This is a genomic window from Clostridium phoceensis (genome assembly GCF_001244495.1).
GTDB lineage: Bacteria > Bacillota > Clostridia > Oscillospirales > Oscillospiraceae > Lawsonibacter > Lawsonibacter asaccharolyticus.
In genome coordinates, this window is record NZ_LN866274.1 from 273001 (window position 1) to 288520 (window position 15520).

Annotated in this window: 16 protein-coding genes; 7 read left to right on the forward strand and 9 right to left on the reverse strand. The window is 62.2% G+C overall.

Going from position 1 to position 15520, the window contains the following annotated elements; all coding sequences use genetic code 11:
* Positions 1–10: 10 nt before the first annotated feature.
* The 6 genes from dnaK to BN1969_RS02150 form a co-directional block, all read right to left on the reverse strand.
* Positions 11–1867, reverse strand: coding sequence for a molecular chaperone DnaK (gene dnaK / locus BN1969_RS02130; RefSeq protein WP_050622774.1), 1857 nt, complete (start codon positions 1865–1867; stop codon positions 11–13).
* 41 nt (positions 1868–1908) lie between these two features.
* Positions 1909–2046, reverse strand: coding sequence for a hypothetical protein (locus tag BN1969_RS17765; protein WP_154669718.1), 138 nt, complete (start codon positions 2044–2046; stop codon positions 1909–1911).
* Positions 2047–2074: 28 nt separating this feature from the next.
* On the reverse strand, positions 2075–2635 hold the full coding sequence (gene grpE / locus BN1969_RS02135; protein ID WP_050622775.1) for a nucleotide exchange factor GrpE: 561 nt from the start codon (positions 2633–2635) through the stop codon (positions 2075–2077).
* A 16-nt stretch (positions 2636–2651) separates the two neighbouring features.
* Entirely contained in the window at positions 2652–3725 is a 1074-nt protein-coding gene (hrcA, locus tag BN1969_RS02140) for a heat-inducible transcriptional repressor HrcA (protein ID WP_050622776.1), read from the reverse strand.
* 206 nt (positions 3726–3931) lie between these two features.
* A complete protein-coding gene (locus tag BN1969_RS02145; RefSeq protein ID WP_050622777.1) occupies positions 3932–4780 on the reverse strand; it encodes an MBL fold metallo-hydrolase in 849 nt (282 codons plus the stop codon).
* 53 nt (positions 4781–4833) lie between these two features.
* A complete protein-coding gene (locus BN1969_RS02150; protein ID WP_050622778.1) occupies positions 4834–5973 on the reverse strand; it encodes a cysteine desulfurase family protein in 1140 nt (379 codons plus the stop codon).
* Positions 5974–6319: 346 nt separating this feature from the next.
* Here BN1969_RS02150 and BN1969_RS02155 point away from each other — a divergent pair, with 346 nt between their 5' ends.
* From BN1969_RS02155 to BN1969_RS02170, 4 genes are all read left to right on the forward strand, one after another.
* Positions 6320–6982: a hypothetical protein gene (locus BN1969_RS02155; protein WP_050622779.1), complete on the forward strand. Its 663-nt coding sequence runs from the start codon at positions 6320–6322 to the stop codon at positions 6980–6982.
* A gap of 293 nt (positions 6983–7275) precedes the next feature.
* On the forward strand, positions 7276–8121 hold the full coding sequence (locus BN1969_RS02160) for a transketolase (RefSeq protein ID WP_050622780.1): 846 nt from the start codon (positions 7276–7278) through the stop codon (positions 8119–8121).
* A 1-nt stretch (position 8122) separates the two neighbouring features.
* Positions 8123–9067, forward strand: coding sequence for a transketolase family protein (locus BN1969_RS02165; RefSeq protein WP_050622781.1), 945 nt, complete (start codon positions 8123–8125; stop codon positions 9065–9067).
* Between the two features lie 143 nt (positions 9068–9210).
* On the forward strand, positions 9211–9480 hold the full coding sequence (locus BN1969_RS02170) for a helix-turn-helix domain-containing protein (protein WP_050622782.1): 270 nt from the start codon (positions 9211–9213) through the stop codon (positions 9478–9480).
* A 50-nt stretch (positions 9481–9530) separates the two neighbouring features.
* Here BN1969_RS02170 and BN1969_RS02175 read toward each other — a convergent pair whose 3' ends face one another.
* From BN1969_RS02175 to BN1969_RS02185, 3 genes are all read right to left on the reverse strand, one after another.
* Complete coding sequence (locus BN1969_RS02175; RefSeq protein ID WP_050622783.1) at positions 9531–11378, reverse strand: heavy metal translocating P-type ATPase; 1848 nt, start codon at positions 11376–11378, stop codon at positions 9531–9533.
* Positions 11379–11430: 52 nt separating this feature from the next.
* Positions 11431–11652, reverse strand: a complete 222-nt coding sequence (locus tag BN1969_RS02180; protein WP_050622784.1) for a heavy-metal-associated domain-containing protein — start codon at positions 11650–11652, stop codon at positions 11431–11433.
* Positions 11653–11871: 219 nt separating this feature from the next.
* On the reverse strand, positions 11872–12225 hold the full coding sequence (locus BN1969_RS02185) for an ArsR/SmtB family transcription factor (RefSeq protein WP_050622785.1): 354 nt from the start codon (positions 12223–12225) through the stop codon (positions 11872–11874).
* A 207-nt stretch (positions 12226–12432) separates the two neighbouring features.
* On the opposite strand from BN1969_RS02185, the gene BN1969_RS02190 reads away from it, so the two are divergent.
* The 3 genes from BN1969_RS02190 (at position 12433) to BN1969_RS02200 (ending at position 15515) form a co-directional block, all read left to right on the forward strand.
* Positions 12433–12960 (forward strand): nitroreductase family protein, encoded by a 528-nt coding sequence (locus BN1969_RS02190; RefSeq protein ID WP_050622786.1) that lies wholly within the window; start codon positions 12433–12435, stop codon positions 12958–12960.
* Between the two features lie 116 nt (positions 12961–13076).
* Entirely contained in the window at positions 13077–14045 is a 969-nt protein-coding gene (locus tag BN1969_RS02195; protein ID WP_050622787.1) for an Ig-like domain-containing protein, read from the forward strand.
* A gap of 66 nt (positions 14046–14111) precedes the next feature.
* Positions 14112–15515 carry an MBOAT family O-acyltransferase gene (locus BN1969_RS02200; protein WP_050622788.1) on the forward strand — a complete coding sequence of 468 codons (1404 nt, stop codon included), beginning with the start codon at positions 14112–14114 and terminating at the stop codon, positions 15513–15515.
* Positions 15516–15520: the final 5 nt, after the last annotated feature.

The window sequence follows — 15520 nt, forward strand, 5'->3', positions numbered from 1 at the left end:
ATGAACGTTTTTATTTCTTGTCGTCGTCCACGACCTCATAGTCGGCGTCCACCACGTCGGGTCCGGCGCCGCTGCCGCCCGCCTGGCCGCCGAAATTGGCGCCGCCCATGTCCGGGCCGGGGCCGGCCTGACCGCCGTTCTGCTGATACAGCTTCTCGCTGACGGCGTAGAACGCCTTCGTCAGCTCCTCGGTAGCCGCCTTGATGGCCTCCACGTCGCTGCCCTTCTGGGTCTCCTTCAGGTGGTTCAGTGCGCTCTCCACGCTGTTCCTGTCGGACGCGGGGATCTTGTCGCCCATGTCCTCCAGGGTCTTTTCCGTCTGGAACACCATCTGGTCCGCCTGGTTGCGGATGTCGGCCGCCTCCCGCTGTTTCTTGTCCTCGGCGGCGAACTGCTCCGCCTCCCGCACGGCCTTGTCGATGTCGTCCTTGGACATGTTGGTGGAGGATGTGATGGTGATGTGCTGCTCCTTGCCGGTTCCCAGATCCTTGGCGGACACGTTCACGATGCCGTTGGCGTCGATGTCGAAGGTGACCTCGATCTGCGGCACGCCCCGGCGGGCGGGGGCGATGCCGTCCAGGTGGAAGCGGCCCAGGGTCTTGTTGTACTGGGCCATCTCACGCTCGCCCTGGAGCACGTGGACCTCCACGGAGGTCTGGTTGTCGGCGGCGGTGGTGAAGATCTGGCTCTTCTTGACCGGGATGGTGGTGTTGCGCTCGATCAGCTTGGTCATCACGCCGCCCATGGTCTCAATGCCAAGGGACAGGGGGGTGACGTCCAGCAGCAGCAGGTCCTTTACGTCGCCGGTGAACACACCGCCCTGAAGGGCCGCGCCCATGGCCACGCACTCGTCGGGATTGATGCCCTTGAAGCCCTCCTTGCCGGTGAGCTTCTTCACCATCTCCTGCACGGCGGGGATACGGCTGGAGCCGCCCACCATCAGCACCTTGTGGATGTCACTGCCAGACAGGCCGGCGTCGTTCATGGCCTGACGGACAGGGCCGGCGGTGGCCTCCACCAGGTGGGCGGTGAGCTGGTCGAACTTGGCCCGGCTCAGGGTCAGGTCCAGATGCTTGGGGCCGGTGGCGTCGGCGGTGATATAGGGCAGGTTGATGCTGGTGGAGGTGACGCCGGAAAGCTCGATCTTAGCCTTCTCGGCGGCCTCCTTCAGGCGCTGCATCGCCACTTTGTCGCCGGTGAGGTCGATGCCCTCGGTCTTCTTGAACTCGGCGGCCATCCAGTCCATGACACACTTGTCGAAGTCATCGCCGCCCAAGCGGTTGTTGCCGGCGGTGGCCAGCACCTCGATGACGCCGTCATCGATGTCCAGGATGGATACGTCGAAGGTGCCGCCGCCCAGGTCGTAGACCATGACCTTCTGGGACTCCTCCTTGTCCACGCCGTAGGCCAGGGCCGCGGCGGTGGGCTCGTTGATGATCCGCTTCACATCCAGGCCGGCGATCTTGCCCGCATCCTTGGTGGCCTGGCGCTGGGCGTCGGTAAAGTAGGCGGGGACGGTGATGACCGCCTCGGAGACGGTCTCACCCAGATAGGCCTCGGCGTCCGCCTTCAGCTTCTGAAGGATCATGGCGCTGATCTCCTGAGGGGTGTACTTCTTGCCGTCGATGCTCACCTTGTAGTCAGAGCCCATCTCACGCTTGATGGAGATGATGGTGCGGTCGGGGTTGGTGATGGCCTGGCGCTTGGCCACCTGGCCCACCATACGCTCGCCGTCCTTGGAAAATGCCACTACAGAGGGGGTGGTGCGGTTGCCCTCCGCGTTGGGGATGACGACGGCCTCGCCGCCCTCCATGACAGCCACACAGCTGTTTGTCGTACCTAAGTCGATACCAATGATCTTGGACATAATTTCGTTCCTCCAATATGAAAAGATTTGTATTTACAAGGTCAAAAGATGAAAGAGAGCAGATAAAAGACAAAAGAGAACAGGAAGCACATGCTGGCCGTCAGAAACAGGGCGTAGACGGCCGGGTCCAGGCAGAGGCACTGCCGGCAGGCTTTTTTCCGGATCATGGGATCTCTCACTGAGCTGTCTCCTCCATTCTGTTTTCCGTCAGTTGGCGACCTTCACCATGGCAAAGCGGACCACCTTGTCTCCCAGCCTGAAGCCGGCCTGGAACACCTCGGCCACGGTATTTTCTCCAAAATTCTCATCTTCAATGTGCATTACCGCGTTGTGAAGGGTGGGGTCAAAGGGCTGTCCCAGGGCCTCGATCTCGGTGATGCCCAGCTTTTCCAGCACAGTCTTCAGCTGGTTCATGGTCATCTCCACGCCCTTTTTATACGCCTCGTCTGCAGTCTCCTGCTTCAGGGCCCGTTCCAGATTGTCGTACACCGGGAGGAATGCCAGCGCGGCGTCCGCCTTGGCGTCGTTCCAGATGGCCTCCTTCTCCTTGGCAGTCCGCTTGCGGAAGTTGTCGTACTCCGCCGCCAGCCGGAGATATTTCTCCTCCTGCCGGGCCGCCTGGTCCTTCAGCGCCTCCAGCTCATCCATCAGAGGGTCGGTGGCCCCGGCCTCCGCTTCGGCCGGCTCCTCAGCCGCTTCCTTCGCGGCCGCCTCCTCCAGCTGATCGTCCAGCTCGGGGGGCGTCTTGTTCTTTTCTTTCTGACTCATGGGCTATCCTTTCCTCCTATTCCTGCGCCTGCCCGTCCCCGTCTCCTTCTCCGGAGGGGAGCTCTCCCTTGCCGAACATCCGGGTCAGGCTGTCGGCGAAGTAGGACAGGCGGGCGGTCACCTTTGCATAATCCATACGGGTGGGGCCCACCACACCAATGACGCCCCGCATGTTGTCGCCGATGTCATAGCTGGCCATCACCACGCTGGTGTCCTTCAGGGCCTCGTTCACATTTTCCGGGCCGATAAGGATGTTCATGTTCCTGCCGCCGTCCAGGGCGACCGGCAGCTTGGATGCCTCCGACTCCTCTGAAAGATAGGTCATCAGCGGCTTAGCCTTGTCCAGGCTGTGATACTCCGGGTGCTCCAGCAGGTGGGTGATCCCGGCGGTGTGTACTGTCTTGCGGCTCTGCTCCTCCAGGATCTCCATGGCAAAGTCCACCACCAGGGAGATCATCTCAAAGGCACCTGGGGCGGAGTGGGCCTCCATCTTTTCCAGTGCCTCCAGCATCTCAGCCAGTTCCAGCCCCACAAAGGAGCTGTTGAGCACGGCGGAGAGCAGCTGGAGCTGAGTCTCGGACAGCTCTCCCGGCACCCGGATGATCTTGTTTTTCACCACGCTGGTGTCGGTCATCACCACCACGATGAAAGCGCCCTTCTCCACCATCAGCAGATCGTACCGCTTCACTGTCACCCGCTCTGGGCCGGCCGCGATGGAGAACACCGGGTAGTCGCTGATCTGGGAGAGGACCTTGCCGGCCTGGTCGATGACCCGGTCCAGCTCCTCCATCTTCAGGTTCAGCGCTCTGTTGATCCGCTCCGTCTCCTGAAGGGTCAGCTGGTGCTGCCCCATCAACTCGTTGACATACAAACGGTAACCTGCGGCGGAGGGGACCCGCCCGGCGGAGGTGTGAGGCTGTTCCAGCAGCCCCATCTCGGTCAGGTCTGCCATCTCATTGCGAATGGTGGCGGCGGACACATCCAATCCAGCCAGCTGGGCGATGGCCTTGGAGCCCACCGGCTCGGCGGTGTTGATATAGGTCTCCACGATGGCCCGCAGGACCCGCTTTTTCCGGTCGGTCAGTTCCATTGCACGCTCACCTCGGTGTTTTTCTAATTTTAGCACTCATATTCCCTGAGTGCTAACGATAGAGTACCACCTGACCTCCAAATTGTCAATAGTTACTTTATGAATTTATTTTGAACAAACGGAAGAAGCCCTCTGCGATCTGTTTTTTGCAGAGGGCTTCTGAAATTGCTAATGAGTCCGTCCAAACATGGACGATATCCCGCTCCTTAAATACCCAGCCGCATTCCGCCGGTGAGGGGCTCCACCCGGTCCCCCAGCTCCTCCTTCAGCAGTGCAAAGGCGGCAGGACCAGTGCAGTGCCCCGTCCACAGGTGCTCCACACCCAGCTCCAGCAGCGCGGCTGCCACCTGGCGGACATAGTCCGGGGGACAGTTGAGCGCATTGGCCCCAGGACTGAGCATATGCAGGCCGCTCAGCAGGGCATACACCCGCTGTCCCGGGAACTGGTCCAGCACGCCCTTCACGATGTTTACCACACCCCCATGGCAGCAGGAGTTGAGCACCACCAGCCCCCGCCCGGTCTCCAGCACCATGGACTGCTCGTGGGAAAAGTCGTCGGGCAGGAACCGGTCCTCCCCCACCTTGCGCAGCAGATTGGGCTCCCGGCTGGCAAAGGGCCCGCCCCGGACGGTCTCCGGCGCCAGCCAGGCCCCGGGGCAGAGGGGGTACAGCCCATCCACCGGCACGAAGCGGTCCCGGAAGCCCTCCCAGATCTCCCGATGGATGCCCACAAATCTGGGGGAGCCTCCCGACTTGGAGTAGTAAGCCTCCCCCGCCTGGGGCCGTATATACACCGGGGCCCTGTCATTGAGGGCAAAAAAGGCCCGCAGGCCGTCGGCATGGTCGTAGTGTCCGTGGGACAGAGCCGCCAGTTCTACCCCATCCAAGTCCACCCCCAGCTTTTGGGCATTGTCCGCAAACCGGCCGGAGGAGCCCGCATCCAGCAGAAAGCGCCTGCCCCGGTACTCCAGGAAGAAGGACAGGCCGTGCTCCGCCTCCAGCCCCTCCCGGGCCGTATTTTCCATCAGGACCGTGATCCGCAGTTCCGGTGTCATCCCGCTCCACTCCTTTATTCTTTGTTTGTTTTCTTCTGTGTCTGACGCTCCCCTCAGGACAAACTGGTGAACAGCTGGGCCTGAGCCTCCTTCAGCCCCTGGACCAGGGCGTCCACGTCCTCCCGGGCGGTGTCGTAGGAGAAGCTGATCCGCAGTATGCCGTCCAGCTGGGGTTTGGGCAGCTTCAGGGCCGCGTACACATGGCTGGGCTTGCCCTTGTGGCAGGCGGAGCCGGAGGAGACATAGATCCCCCTGTCGCTGAGGAAGCGGAGCACCACCTCGCTCTTGTAGCCGGGCAGGGTGACAGGGAGGATGTGTGGGGCGGTCCCCGCCCCGATCAGCTCCAGCCCCGGCACCTGCTCCCGCAGGGTGCGGGCGGCGTAGTCCTTCAGTTCCCGCATGTGGGCCAGGTCCCGCTCCAGGCTGGCCCGCCCCGCCTCCACCGCGGCGGCAAAGGCGGCGGTCTGGGCCGTGGGCTCCGTGCCGGAACGCAGTCCCTTCTCCTGTCCGCCCCCCCGGATCAGCGGCGGCAGCCTCAGCCCCCGGCGGATATACAGGGCCCCGATGCCCTTGGGAGCGTGGACCTTGTGCCCGCTCACCGCCAGGGTGTCCACCCCCAGCCCCTCCGGGGTGAAGGGGACCTTCAGAAAGCCCTGGACCGCGTCACAGTGGAGCAGGGCGGGGCAGCGGGCCGCACGGATGGCGCGGGCGGTCTCGGCCACCGGGAGGACGGTGCCCAGCTCGTTGTTCACCAGCATCATGGCCACCAGGATGGTGTCCGGGCGCAGGGCCGCCTCCACCTGCTCTGCCGTGATGATCCCTTGCTGGTCCGGCTGGAGCCAGGTGACCTCATAGCCCTGCCGTTCCAGCTCCCGGATGGGCTCCAGCACCGCGGCGTGTTCGATGGCGGTGGTGATGATGTGTTTTCCTTTCCGCCGGTTCTTCTCCACTGCGGCGGCAATGGCCCAGTTGTCCCCCTCAGTGCCGCAGGAGAGGAAGTACACTTCCTCCGGGCGGCAGCCCAGGCCGGCGGCCACTTGTGCCCGATGCTCCTTCAGCCGTCCCGACGCCTCCTGGCCGAAGGCGTACCGGGAGGATGGGTTGCCCCACTCCTCCGTCATGGCGGTCACAGCCGCCTGAGCGGCCTCCGGCCGGGTCTGTGTGGTGGCGGCATTGTCCAGATAGTGAAACATAGTTCTGATTTCCCCCTGACGATCAAGTATTTTTCATAATATGCCCACTTCTGCGGAAAGTCAAGAAATCCCGCCTGCTCCGGCCTGACAGAAAAGCGTCCCAGTCCTTCCCCTCCAGAGGAGAAGGACTGGCACTGCCTCGCCCCTTTTCCCAAATTCATCCATTTGATAAAATATTCCTCCGGTCAGAGAGCGGGCTTTTTTGACCGGGCGGTAAAGATTCCGTGACCAAAGTGTGAAGGTTGGGGAAAATTCCTTGACGGCGGAGGCGGATGTGGCTATGATAGCCCCAATCACTCCAGAGCGGAGTGAGAGACCCAAGGCCATCGTGGAAAAGGAGGAAACGATGAAAAAGCTAGTACCTGTATTTTGTGCCGGAGCCCTGCTGTTTAGTCTGGCCGCCTGCGTCGGAGGCGAGACGCCGACAGGGAGCGCGTCCGGGAGCCCGGACCCCGGTACCTCCGCCCAGGAGCCGGCAGGCTCCCAGTCCTCCGCCGGCAGTTCCAGTCAACAGGCGGACGGCTCGGCCAGCGGGAGCCAGGCCCAGCCCCAGGGGACAGAGTACACCCTGTACATCGGCATGGATGGGACATTTCAGGAATACCCTATGACCTATGAAGGGGAGCTGGACGAGCAGGGCCTGGTGCCCGCGGAGGCCATGATCGCCGGTATGGCGGAGCTCACCGGCTGGAACCTGGATCTGGCGGACGAGATCACCAGCGGTCCGGGCGGCATGACGGTGTCTTTTGCCGACACCTGCTCCATCTTTACCGGTCCGCCGGACCCCCAGAAGGAGGAGTTCCACGTGTATGACGCGGGGGAGCTGGCGGCCACCATCCTGGACAGCATCCAGCATACCCTCCAGTACAACTTTGTGGACCCGGAGAAGGGGGAGCCCTCTTCCCTGGACATCTACTACTGTGACGCCGCCGGGGAGAGCATCACCATCCCCGGCCTGGACGTGACCATCCCCATGGACACCCCTTACTCCGGGCTGGCGATGGCATGAGACGGTCGAAAAAGCGGCAAAGCCGCTTTTTTGAGAAAGATGCAGTCTGCCGCGCGCAGGCGCGAACTCTGCGAGGCTTTTTTCGGCAAACTGAGGCTCCCTGTCTCCCCCTTTGGGAACAGGGAGCCTCTTTTCTTTTTTATGCATGGGTCCATCCCATCGTTTCATGGAAAGTAAGCGGACGGTCCCTTGCACTTTTGGAAGGACTGTTTTATAATACGCATAGAAACGCTCCGGCCGCGGGAAGAGAGAGAAGGACCTGCGACCGGAAATCGAAGAAGAAGGAGAACGTCATGACAGCCAGTGAGAAAAAGCAACTGATGGCCAACGCCTGCAAGGTGCGCATGGGCGTCATCGAATCCACCTATGGCGCCAAATCCGGCCATCCCGGCGGAAGCCTGTCCGCCTCGGACCTGTTTACCTATCTGTACTTCCGGGAGATGAAGGTGGACCCCGCCGACCCCAAGTGGGAGGAGCGGGACCGCTTCGTCCTTTCCAAGGGACACACCGCCCCCGGCCTGTACGCCGCCCTGGCCCTGAAGGGCTTCTTCCCCTGGGAGGAGCTGAAGACCCTGCGCCACATCGGCAGCCGCCTCCAGGGACACCCCAACATGAACGAGACCCCCGGCGTGGACATGTCCACCGGCTCCCTGGGCCAGGGCGTGTCCGCCGCCGCCGGCATGGCCCTGGCCGCCAAGTACCAGGGGAAGGACTGCCGGATCTACACCCTGCTGGGTGACGGCGAGATCGAGGAGGGCCAGCCCTGGGAGGCCTTCATGTTTGCCCACCAGTATAAGCTGGACAACCTGTGCGTCATCATCGACAATAACAACCTGCAGATCGACGGGAAGATCACCGACGTGATGAGTCCCTACCCCATCCCGGAGAAGCTGCGGGCTTTCGGCTTCCAGGTCCGGGAGATCGACGGCCACGACTTCGAGCAGATGGAGTCCGCCTTTGACGAGGCCAGAGCCACCAAGGGCGTCCCCTTCGCCATCATCATGACCACCATCAAGGGCAAGGGGGTCTCCTTCATGGAGGACGTGGCAGGCTGGCACGGCAAGGCCCCCAACGACGAGGAGTACAAGACCGCCATGGACGAGCTGAAAGCCCGCCTGGCAGAAGTGGAGGGGATGTAAGATGGCAGATGTGAAGAAGATCGCGACCCGGGACAGCTATGGCAGCGCGCTGGCTGAGCTGGGCGCCTCCCATCCCGACCTGATCGTGTTCGACGCCGACCTGGCCGGCGCCACCAAGACCGCCGTATTCAAGAAGGCGTTCCCCGACCGCCACTTTAACTGCGGCATCGCCGAGGCGGATATGATGTCTGCTGCCGCCGGCGCCGCCGCCATGGGACTGGTCCCCTTTGCCTCCAGCTTCGCCATGTTTGCCGCCGGCCGCGCCTTTGAGCAGGTTCGCAACTCCATCGGCTACCCCCACCTGAATGTGAAGATCGGTGCCACTCACGGCGGCATCTCCGTGGGCGAGGACGGGGCCTCCCACCAGTGCTGTGAGGACTTCGCCCTGATGCGCACCATCCCCGGCATGGTGGTCATGTCCCCCTCCGACGACGTGGAGGCCCGGGCCATGGTGAAGGCGGCCTATGAGCATGAGGGCCCCGTGTACATGCGCTTCGGCCGCTCCGCCGTGCCGGTGTTCCACGAGGAGGATGGCTTCACCTTCCAGATCGGCAAGGGCGAGGTGCTCATGGACGGCTCCGACGTGGCTATCATCGCCACCGGCCTGCTCTCCTATGAGGCGCTGGAGGCGGGCAAGGCCCTGAAGGAAGCCGGGATCAGCGCCCGGATCATCAACATGGCCACCATCAAGCCTCTGGACGAGGAGCTGGTGCTGAAGGCGGCCCAGGAGTGCGGAAAGATCATCACCTGCGAGGAGCACTCCGTCATCGGCGGCCTGGGCGAGGCGGTGTGCGCCCTGCTCAGCGAGAAGTGCCCCACCCTGGTGCGCCGCATCGGCGTCAACGACGAGTTCGGACACTCCGGCCCCGCCGCCGACCTGCTCAAGCAGTTCGGCCTGAGCGCGGAGCATATCGTGGAGGTCGCCAAGGACTTCTGCGGCAAATAAGTGGACGGCGGCCCCCTGTTCCCCCTCGGGACAGGGGGCTTTTATTGGGCAAAAATATAATTATCGCCAGATAGTGATCATTGCGCCATAGCATTTTCTGTGATCGAGAAAATCGCAATAGCAATAATTTGAAAGGAGCGATTATGGCAAAGCTGATACAGGACCTCAGCATCGGCGGGAACCTGCGGAAACTGCGGGAGGCCCGGGGGCTGACCCAGGAGGATGTGTGCGCCAGGATGGCACAGCTTGGCAGACCCATGCTCCAGTCCGCCTATTCCCAGATCGAGACCGGGCGGAGAAATCTGTTCGTCAGCGACCTGATCGCCCTGAGGACCGTGCTGAACGCCCAGTACGACGATTTTTTCCGGGGGCTGGTGCCCATCGACCGGTACAAGGATGAGACGCAGACGTGAGAAAACCAGGTGCCGCCCCCGGGGCGGCACCTGATCTTTTAGTCTTTTTGTCATTTTGCCCGCAGCATCCGGCTGGCGTTGAGGATGGCCAGGACCGAGACGCCCACGTCGGCGAAGACGGCCCACCACATGCCCACATAGCCCAGAGCGGACAGGACCAGCACCAGCCCCTTCACCGCCAGGGCGAAGACGATGTTCTGACGGACGATGGACAGGGTCTTGCGGGCGATGCGCACCGCCTGGGCCAGCTTGGAGAGGTCATCGTCCATAAGCACGATGTCCGCCGCCTCGATGGCCGCATCAGAGCCCAGCGCTCCCATAGCCACACCGATGTCCGCCCGGGAGAGGACGGGGGCATCGTTGATGCCGTCCCCCACAAAAACAAGATTTTCCTTGGGCTGCTTCTGGGCCAGCAGGCGCTCCACCTGGTCCACTTTGTCTCCGGGCAGCAGCTCGGCGTGGAACTCATCCAGACCCAGCTCCCGGGCCACGCCCTCGGCGGCGCTCTGGGCGTCGCCGGTGAGCATGACCGTGCGGCGGACCCCGGCGGCCTTCAGGTCAGAAAGGGCCTGGGCGGCCTCCGGCTTGGGTTGGTCGGAGATGACGATGTGACCGGCGTATTCCCCATCCACCGCCACGTGGATGATGGTGCCCATGTGGCGGCAGCGGTCCTCAAAGGAGATCTGGAACTGGTCCATCAGTTTCTGATTGCCGGCCAGCACGGTCCTGCCATCCACCACGGCCTGGACGCCCCGGCCGGCGATCTCCTTGACGTCGGTGACCCGGGCCGGGTCTGGGGCGGGCCGGCAGGCGGCCTGGATGGACAGAGAGATGGGATGGGTGCTGAAATGCTCCGCCAGGGCGGCCAGCTCCAACAGTTCCTGTTCGCTGAGCTGCTGGGGGTGGATCACCGTGACCTCGAAGGTGCCCCGGGTGAGGGTGCCGGTCTTGTCAAAGACCACGATGCCTGCCCGAGCCAGGGCCTCCAGGTAGTTGCTGCCCTTCACCAGAATGCCATGCTTGGAGGCACCGCCGATGCCGCCGAAGAAGCTGAGGGGGATGGAGATCACCAAGGCGCAGGGACAGGACACCACCAGGAAGTTCAGCGCTCTGGGGACCCACACGCCCCAGCCTCCCTCAAGCAGCAGGGAGGGGATAACGGCCAGGGCCAGGGCGGCAAAAACCACGGCGGGGGTGTAGTACCGGGCGAATTTAGTGATAAAGTGTTCCGCCTTGGCCTTCTTTTCGCTGGAATTCTCCACCAAGTCCAGGATCTTGGCCACGGTGGATTCCCCAAAGGGCCTGGTGACCCGGACATGGAGCAGGCCGGACAGGTTGACACAGCCGCTGATCACCTCGTCCCCGGCGGCTACGTCCCGGGGAAGGGATTCCCCGGTGAGGGCGGCGGTATCCAGCGCGCTGTTTCCCTGGGTGACTATGCCATCCAGGGGGACCCGCTCGCCGGCCTTGATGACGATGGTGTCTCCCACCGCCACCTCATCCGGGTCCACCTGGACCAGCTGGCCGTCCCGTTCCATATTGGCATAGTCAGGACGGATGTCCATCAGGGCGGCGATGGACTGCCGGCTGCGCCCCACAGCCACGCTCTGGAAGAGCTCGCCCACCTGATAGAAGAGCATGACGGCCACGGCCTCGGGGTACTCCCCGCAGCCGAAAGCGCCGATGGTGGCGATGGACATGAGAAAGTTTTCGTCAAAGACCTGGCCGTTGCGGATGTTCTTCACCGCCCGCCACAGTACATCCCAGCCGATAACGGCATAGGGGATGAGGTAGAGCAGGAGACGGACCACCCCCTGGGCGGGGACGGTGTAGAGGAGCAAAAAGAGGACGGCGCTGATTAGGATGCGGGAGAGCATTTTTTTCTGCTTTTTTGTCATGGCGGTTCCCTCCAGAGGCGGGGACAGAGGGGAAGCTCCCCTCTGTCCTGTTTTATTTCACCAGGATCTCGCAGTCAGGCTCCACTTTTTTGCAGACCCTGACTGCCTCCTTCACGATCTCATCAAAGCGGGCGTCATCCCCCTCGATGGTCATCTTCTGGGCCATAAAGCTGACGGAGGCGGCGGTGACGCCGTCGATCTTCTGGACGGCGGCCTCCATTTTGGCGGCGCAGTTGGCACAATCCAGGTCTACCAGTTTGAACGTCTTTTTCATCTTCAACACTCCTCAAAACTTTTGATGGGTCATGGTCTCATTACCGCCGAGTCCACCGGGATACAGCTGGACGGGACGGAACACGGTTGGAGGGAGGCACCGCCCCCTCCAGAAAGGCGCAGCAGGCTGGCACGGCGGTCTCCTCCGCCACCGCCCGGCGGTTCCCCTCTTCGGCCAGGGCATAGGCAAACGTGATCCGCAATGAAAGAAAGCCACTGCTCACTCTTCCACGTGTTCCATCCCCTGGCTGATGATGCGGCAGACGTGCTCGTCGGCCAGGGAATAATAGAGGGTCTTGCCATCCCGGCGGAATTTGACCAGCTTGCTGCTCCGCAGGACCCGCAGCTGGTGGGAGATGGCGGACTGGGTCAGTCCCAGCAGATCAGCGATGTCGCACACGCACAGCTCGGACCGGAGCAGGGCGTAGAGGATCTTGATCCGGGTGGAATCCCCGAAGATCTTGAACAGGTCGGCCAAGTCGCTGAGCACCTCATCCGGCGGCAGGACCTGACGGACCTGGTCCACCGCGCCCTGGTGCACCTGGGTGATCTCACAGTGATCGACGAATTCCATAGCGGTCTCCTTCCTAACGATTAAACATATGAGCGCTTGTTCATATATTATACTATGACAAGGGAGCCCATTTGTCAAGAGGAATTTTTAAATTTTCCAAATACCGGTGGAGATTTGGAAAAAAGGCTGATATAATGAGGGCTGCCCCCGAAAAAGGGCCAAAAACGGACGCCGGGGACAGAATGACGGAGAAAAGGAGCATGTTCCATGAATGAGATGTTGAAGCTGATGCACGACCGACGCAGCACCCGGGCCTACCGTTCCGAGCCGCTGCAGGAGGCGGTGATCCAACAGATCCTGGAGGCCGGCCGTTTCGCGCCCAGCGGGATGAACAAGCAGCTGAACCATTTTTATGTGATCACGGATCCAAATTATTTGGCAGACCTCACCGCTCTGGTCAGCCGCAAGATGGAGAACTACCGGGACAAGGACTTCCGCTATGGAGCCCCGGTGCTGGTTCTGGTGACCAACCAGAAGGAGAGTACCACCTGCGTCCAGGACGCCTCCTGTGCCATGGAGAACATGATGTTGGCCGCCTTCTCCTTAGGAGTAGGCTCCTGCTGGATCAACCAGCTCTACCGCACCCGGGAGGACCGGGAGGTCCAGGAGAAGCTGGCGGAGATCGGCGTGACGCCGGAGGAGATGCCGGTGGCCGCACTGGCCCTGGGCTGGCCCGCCGTGGACTTCCCCGGCCCCCGGGAGAAGACCGGGAACCTGGTGTCTTGGGTCCGCTGAGGCGGGGAACAAAAATTTTTCAGATCAGGGGGAACTTTTTGGGCAGGACCGTCGTCCAATGTAGGGTAAGACGATCCCAGGCGGATCGATCCCCCTAAAAAGGAGTTTGATCTGAAATGATGAAGCATCGCACCTTTGCCCTGTTTTTGGCCCTTGGCCTTTCCCTCTCCCTGCTCTCTGGCTGCGGCCCCAAGGAGAGCGGCAGCACCTCCCAGCCTGGCGGCAGCACCTCCTCCAGCCAGGGGAGCCCCGACGCCTCCCAGCCCGACGTTTCCCTGCCGGATGCCAGCGCCCCGGACACGAGCGCACCGGGGGAGAGCGCACCGGAGGCCCCCCAGCCTCCGGTGGACGAGCCGGAGGAGGTAGCGGCGCTGGCGCTGGATAAATCCGACTTTTCCCTGTTCAAGGCCGGGAGCAGCTATCAGCTGAAGGCCACAGTGTCCGGGGTGGATGCCCCCAAGGTGACCTGGACCTCCAGCGATGAGACGGTGGCGGCCGTGTCCCAGGACGGCACCGTCACCGCAGTGGCCCGGGGCACAGCCACCATCACCGCCGCCGTGGAGGGGACGGAGCTGCGTGCCTCCTGCACCGTCCGCTGCAAGCTGCCGGAGGATCAGCCCGTTTCCGGCGGCGGGAACAGCTCCTCCCAGGGGAGCGGGAATGGAGGCAGCTCCTCCCAGGCGCCCGCGGCGGACCAGGCAGACCTGTCCGCTTTTTATACCCAGCTGTCCGGGGACTATGAGTTCCCCTCCTTCATGCAGCAGGCCGACCAGGAGCTGATGGAGATCTTCTACCCCGGCCTGAGCGCCGTCTCCTCCCAGCAGATGCTGGTCTATGTGAACCAGATGAGCATGAACATGGGGGAACTGGCCCTGATCGAGGTTACGGACAGCAAGGACGTGGATGGGGTGAAGGCCATCCTCCAGGCCCGGATCGATGGCATGATCAACGGCGGCGCCTGGTATCCCGAGCCCACCCGTATCTGGACCGAATGCTCCCGGGTGGTGTCCAACGGAAACTACATTTTGATGGTGGTCCATGAGCAGTGCGATGCCATCGTAGACGACTTCAACGCGCTCTTTTGAATCTGAAGCACCCATTCCGCAGGCGGGCGAGCTTTCGCCCGCCTGCGCTTTGAGGAGGACTCTCTTATGGTATTTTCCACCCCCCTGTTTCTGTTTGTCTATCTGTCACTGACCTTGCTGCTCTACTATGCGGTCCCGCTGAAGGGGCGGAATTTGGCCCTTCTGGCGGTAAGCCTGTTCTTTTATGCCTGGGGCGAGCGGATCTATGTGGTCATCATGGTAGCTTCCACCCTGATCGACTACACCCATGGGATGCTGGTGGAGCGATGTAAGGCCCGGGGCAACGACCGAGGCGCCCGCTGGGCGGTGGCGTCGTCGGTGTTTTTCAACCTGGCGCTGCTGGGCTTTTTTAAATACTGGGACTTTTTGGCCGCCTCCTTTCAGGCGGTGGGGCTAAACTTCATGCCGGTCCTGAACATCCATCTGCCCATCGGCATCTCCTTTTACACCTTCCAGACCATGAGCTACACCATCGATGTCTACCGGGGGGACGCCCGGGCCCAGCGGTCGCTGGTCAACTTCGGCACCTTCGTTACCCTGTTCCCCCAGCTGATCGCCGGCCCTATCATCAAATACAAGGATCTGGGAGATCAGATCGACAGCCGGACCTGCACCGTGGAGAAGTTTGCCTCCGGCGTCCAGATGTTCGTCATCGGCCTGGGAAAAAAGGTGCTCATCGCCAACAACGTGGGCATGCTGTGGGAGAGCTACAAGGCCATGGCGCCGGGGGACCTGACCGTGGCCGGGGCCTGGCTGGGCGTGCTGGCCTTTGCCATCCAGATCTACTTTGACTTCTCCGGCTATTCGGATATGGCGGTAGGCTTGGGACGGATGCTGGGCTTTGAGTTCATGCGCAACTTCAACTACCCCTATATCTCCAGGAGCATCACCGAATTCTGGCGGCGGTGGCACATCTCTCTGTCCACCTGGTTCCGGGAGTACCTGTATATTCCTCTGGGGGGCAACCGCTGCTCCAAGGGGCGGTGGGTCCTGAATCTGTTCCTGGTGTGGGCGGCCACCGGCATCTGGCACGGGGCCAGCTGGAACTTCGTGCTCTGGGGATTGTACTTTTGGGTACTGCTGCTGGTGGAGAAATTTGTCCTGCTCCGGTGGCTGAAGCGGGCCCCCGGTGCGGTAGGCCACCTCTACACCCTGTTTTTTGTGCTGGTGAGCTGGACCATCTTCGCCATCGAGGACTTCGGACAGCTGGGGGAGTACCTGAAGGTGATGTTCGGTCTGGGAGGCGTGCCCCTGATCGATGGGGCTTTCAAGTACTACGCGGCCAACTATCTGCCGGTCCTCTGCATCTCTGCCCTGGCTGCCACCCCGCTGGGGGCGGCGGTCTACCGCAGGCTGAATGTCCGCACGGCCCATATCCTGGGGGCGGTACTGATCCTGGCAGGGCTGTTGTTGTGCACTGCCTATCTGGTGGACGGGACCTATAACCCCTTCCTGTACTTCCGGTTCTGAGGAGG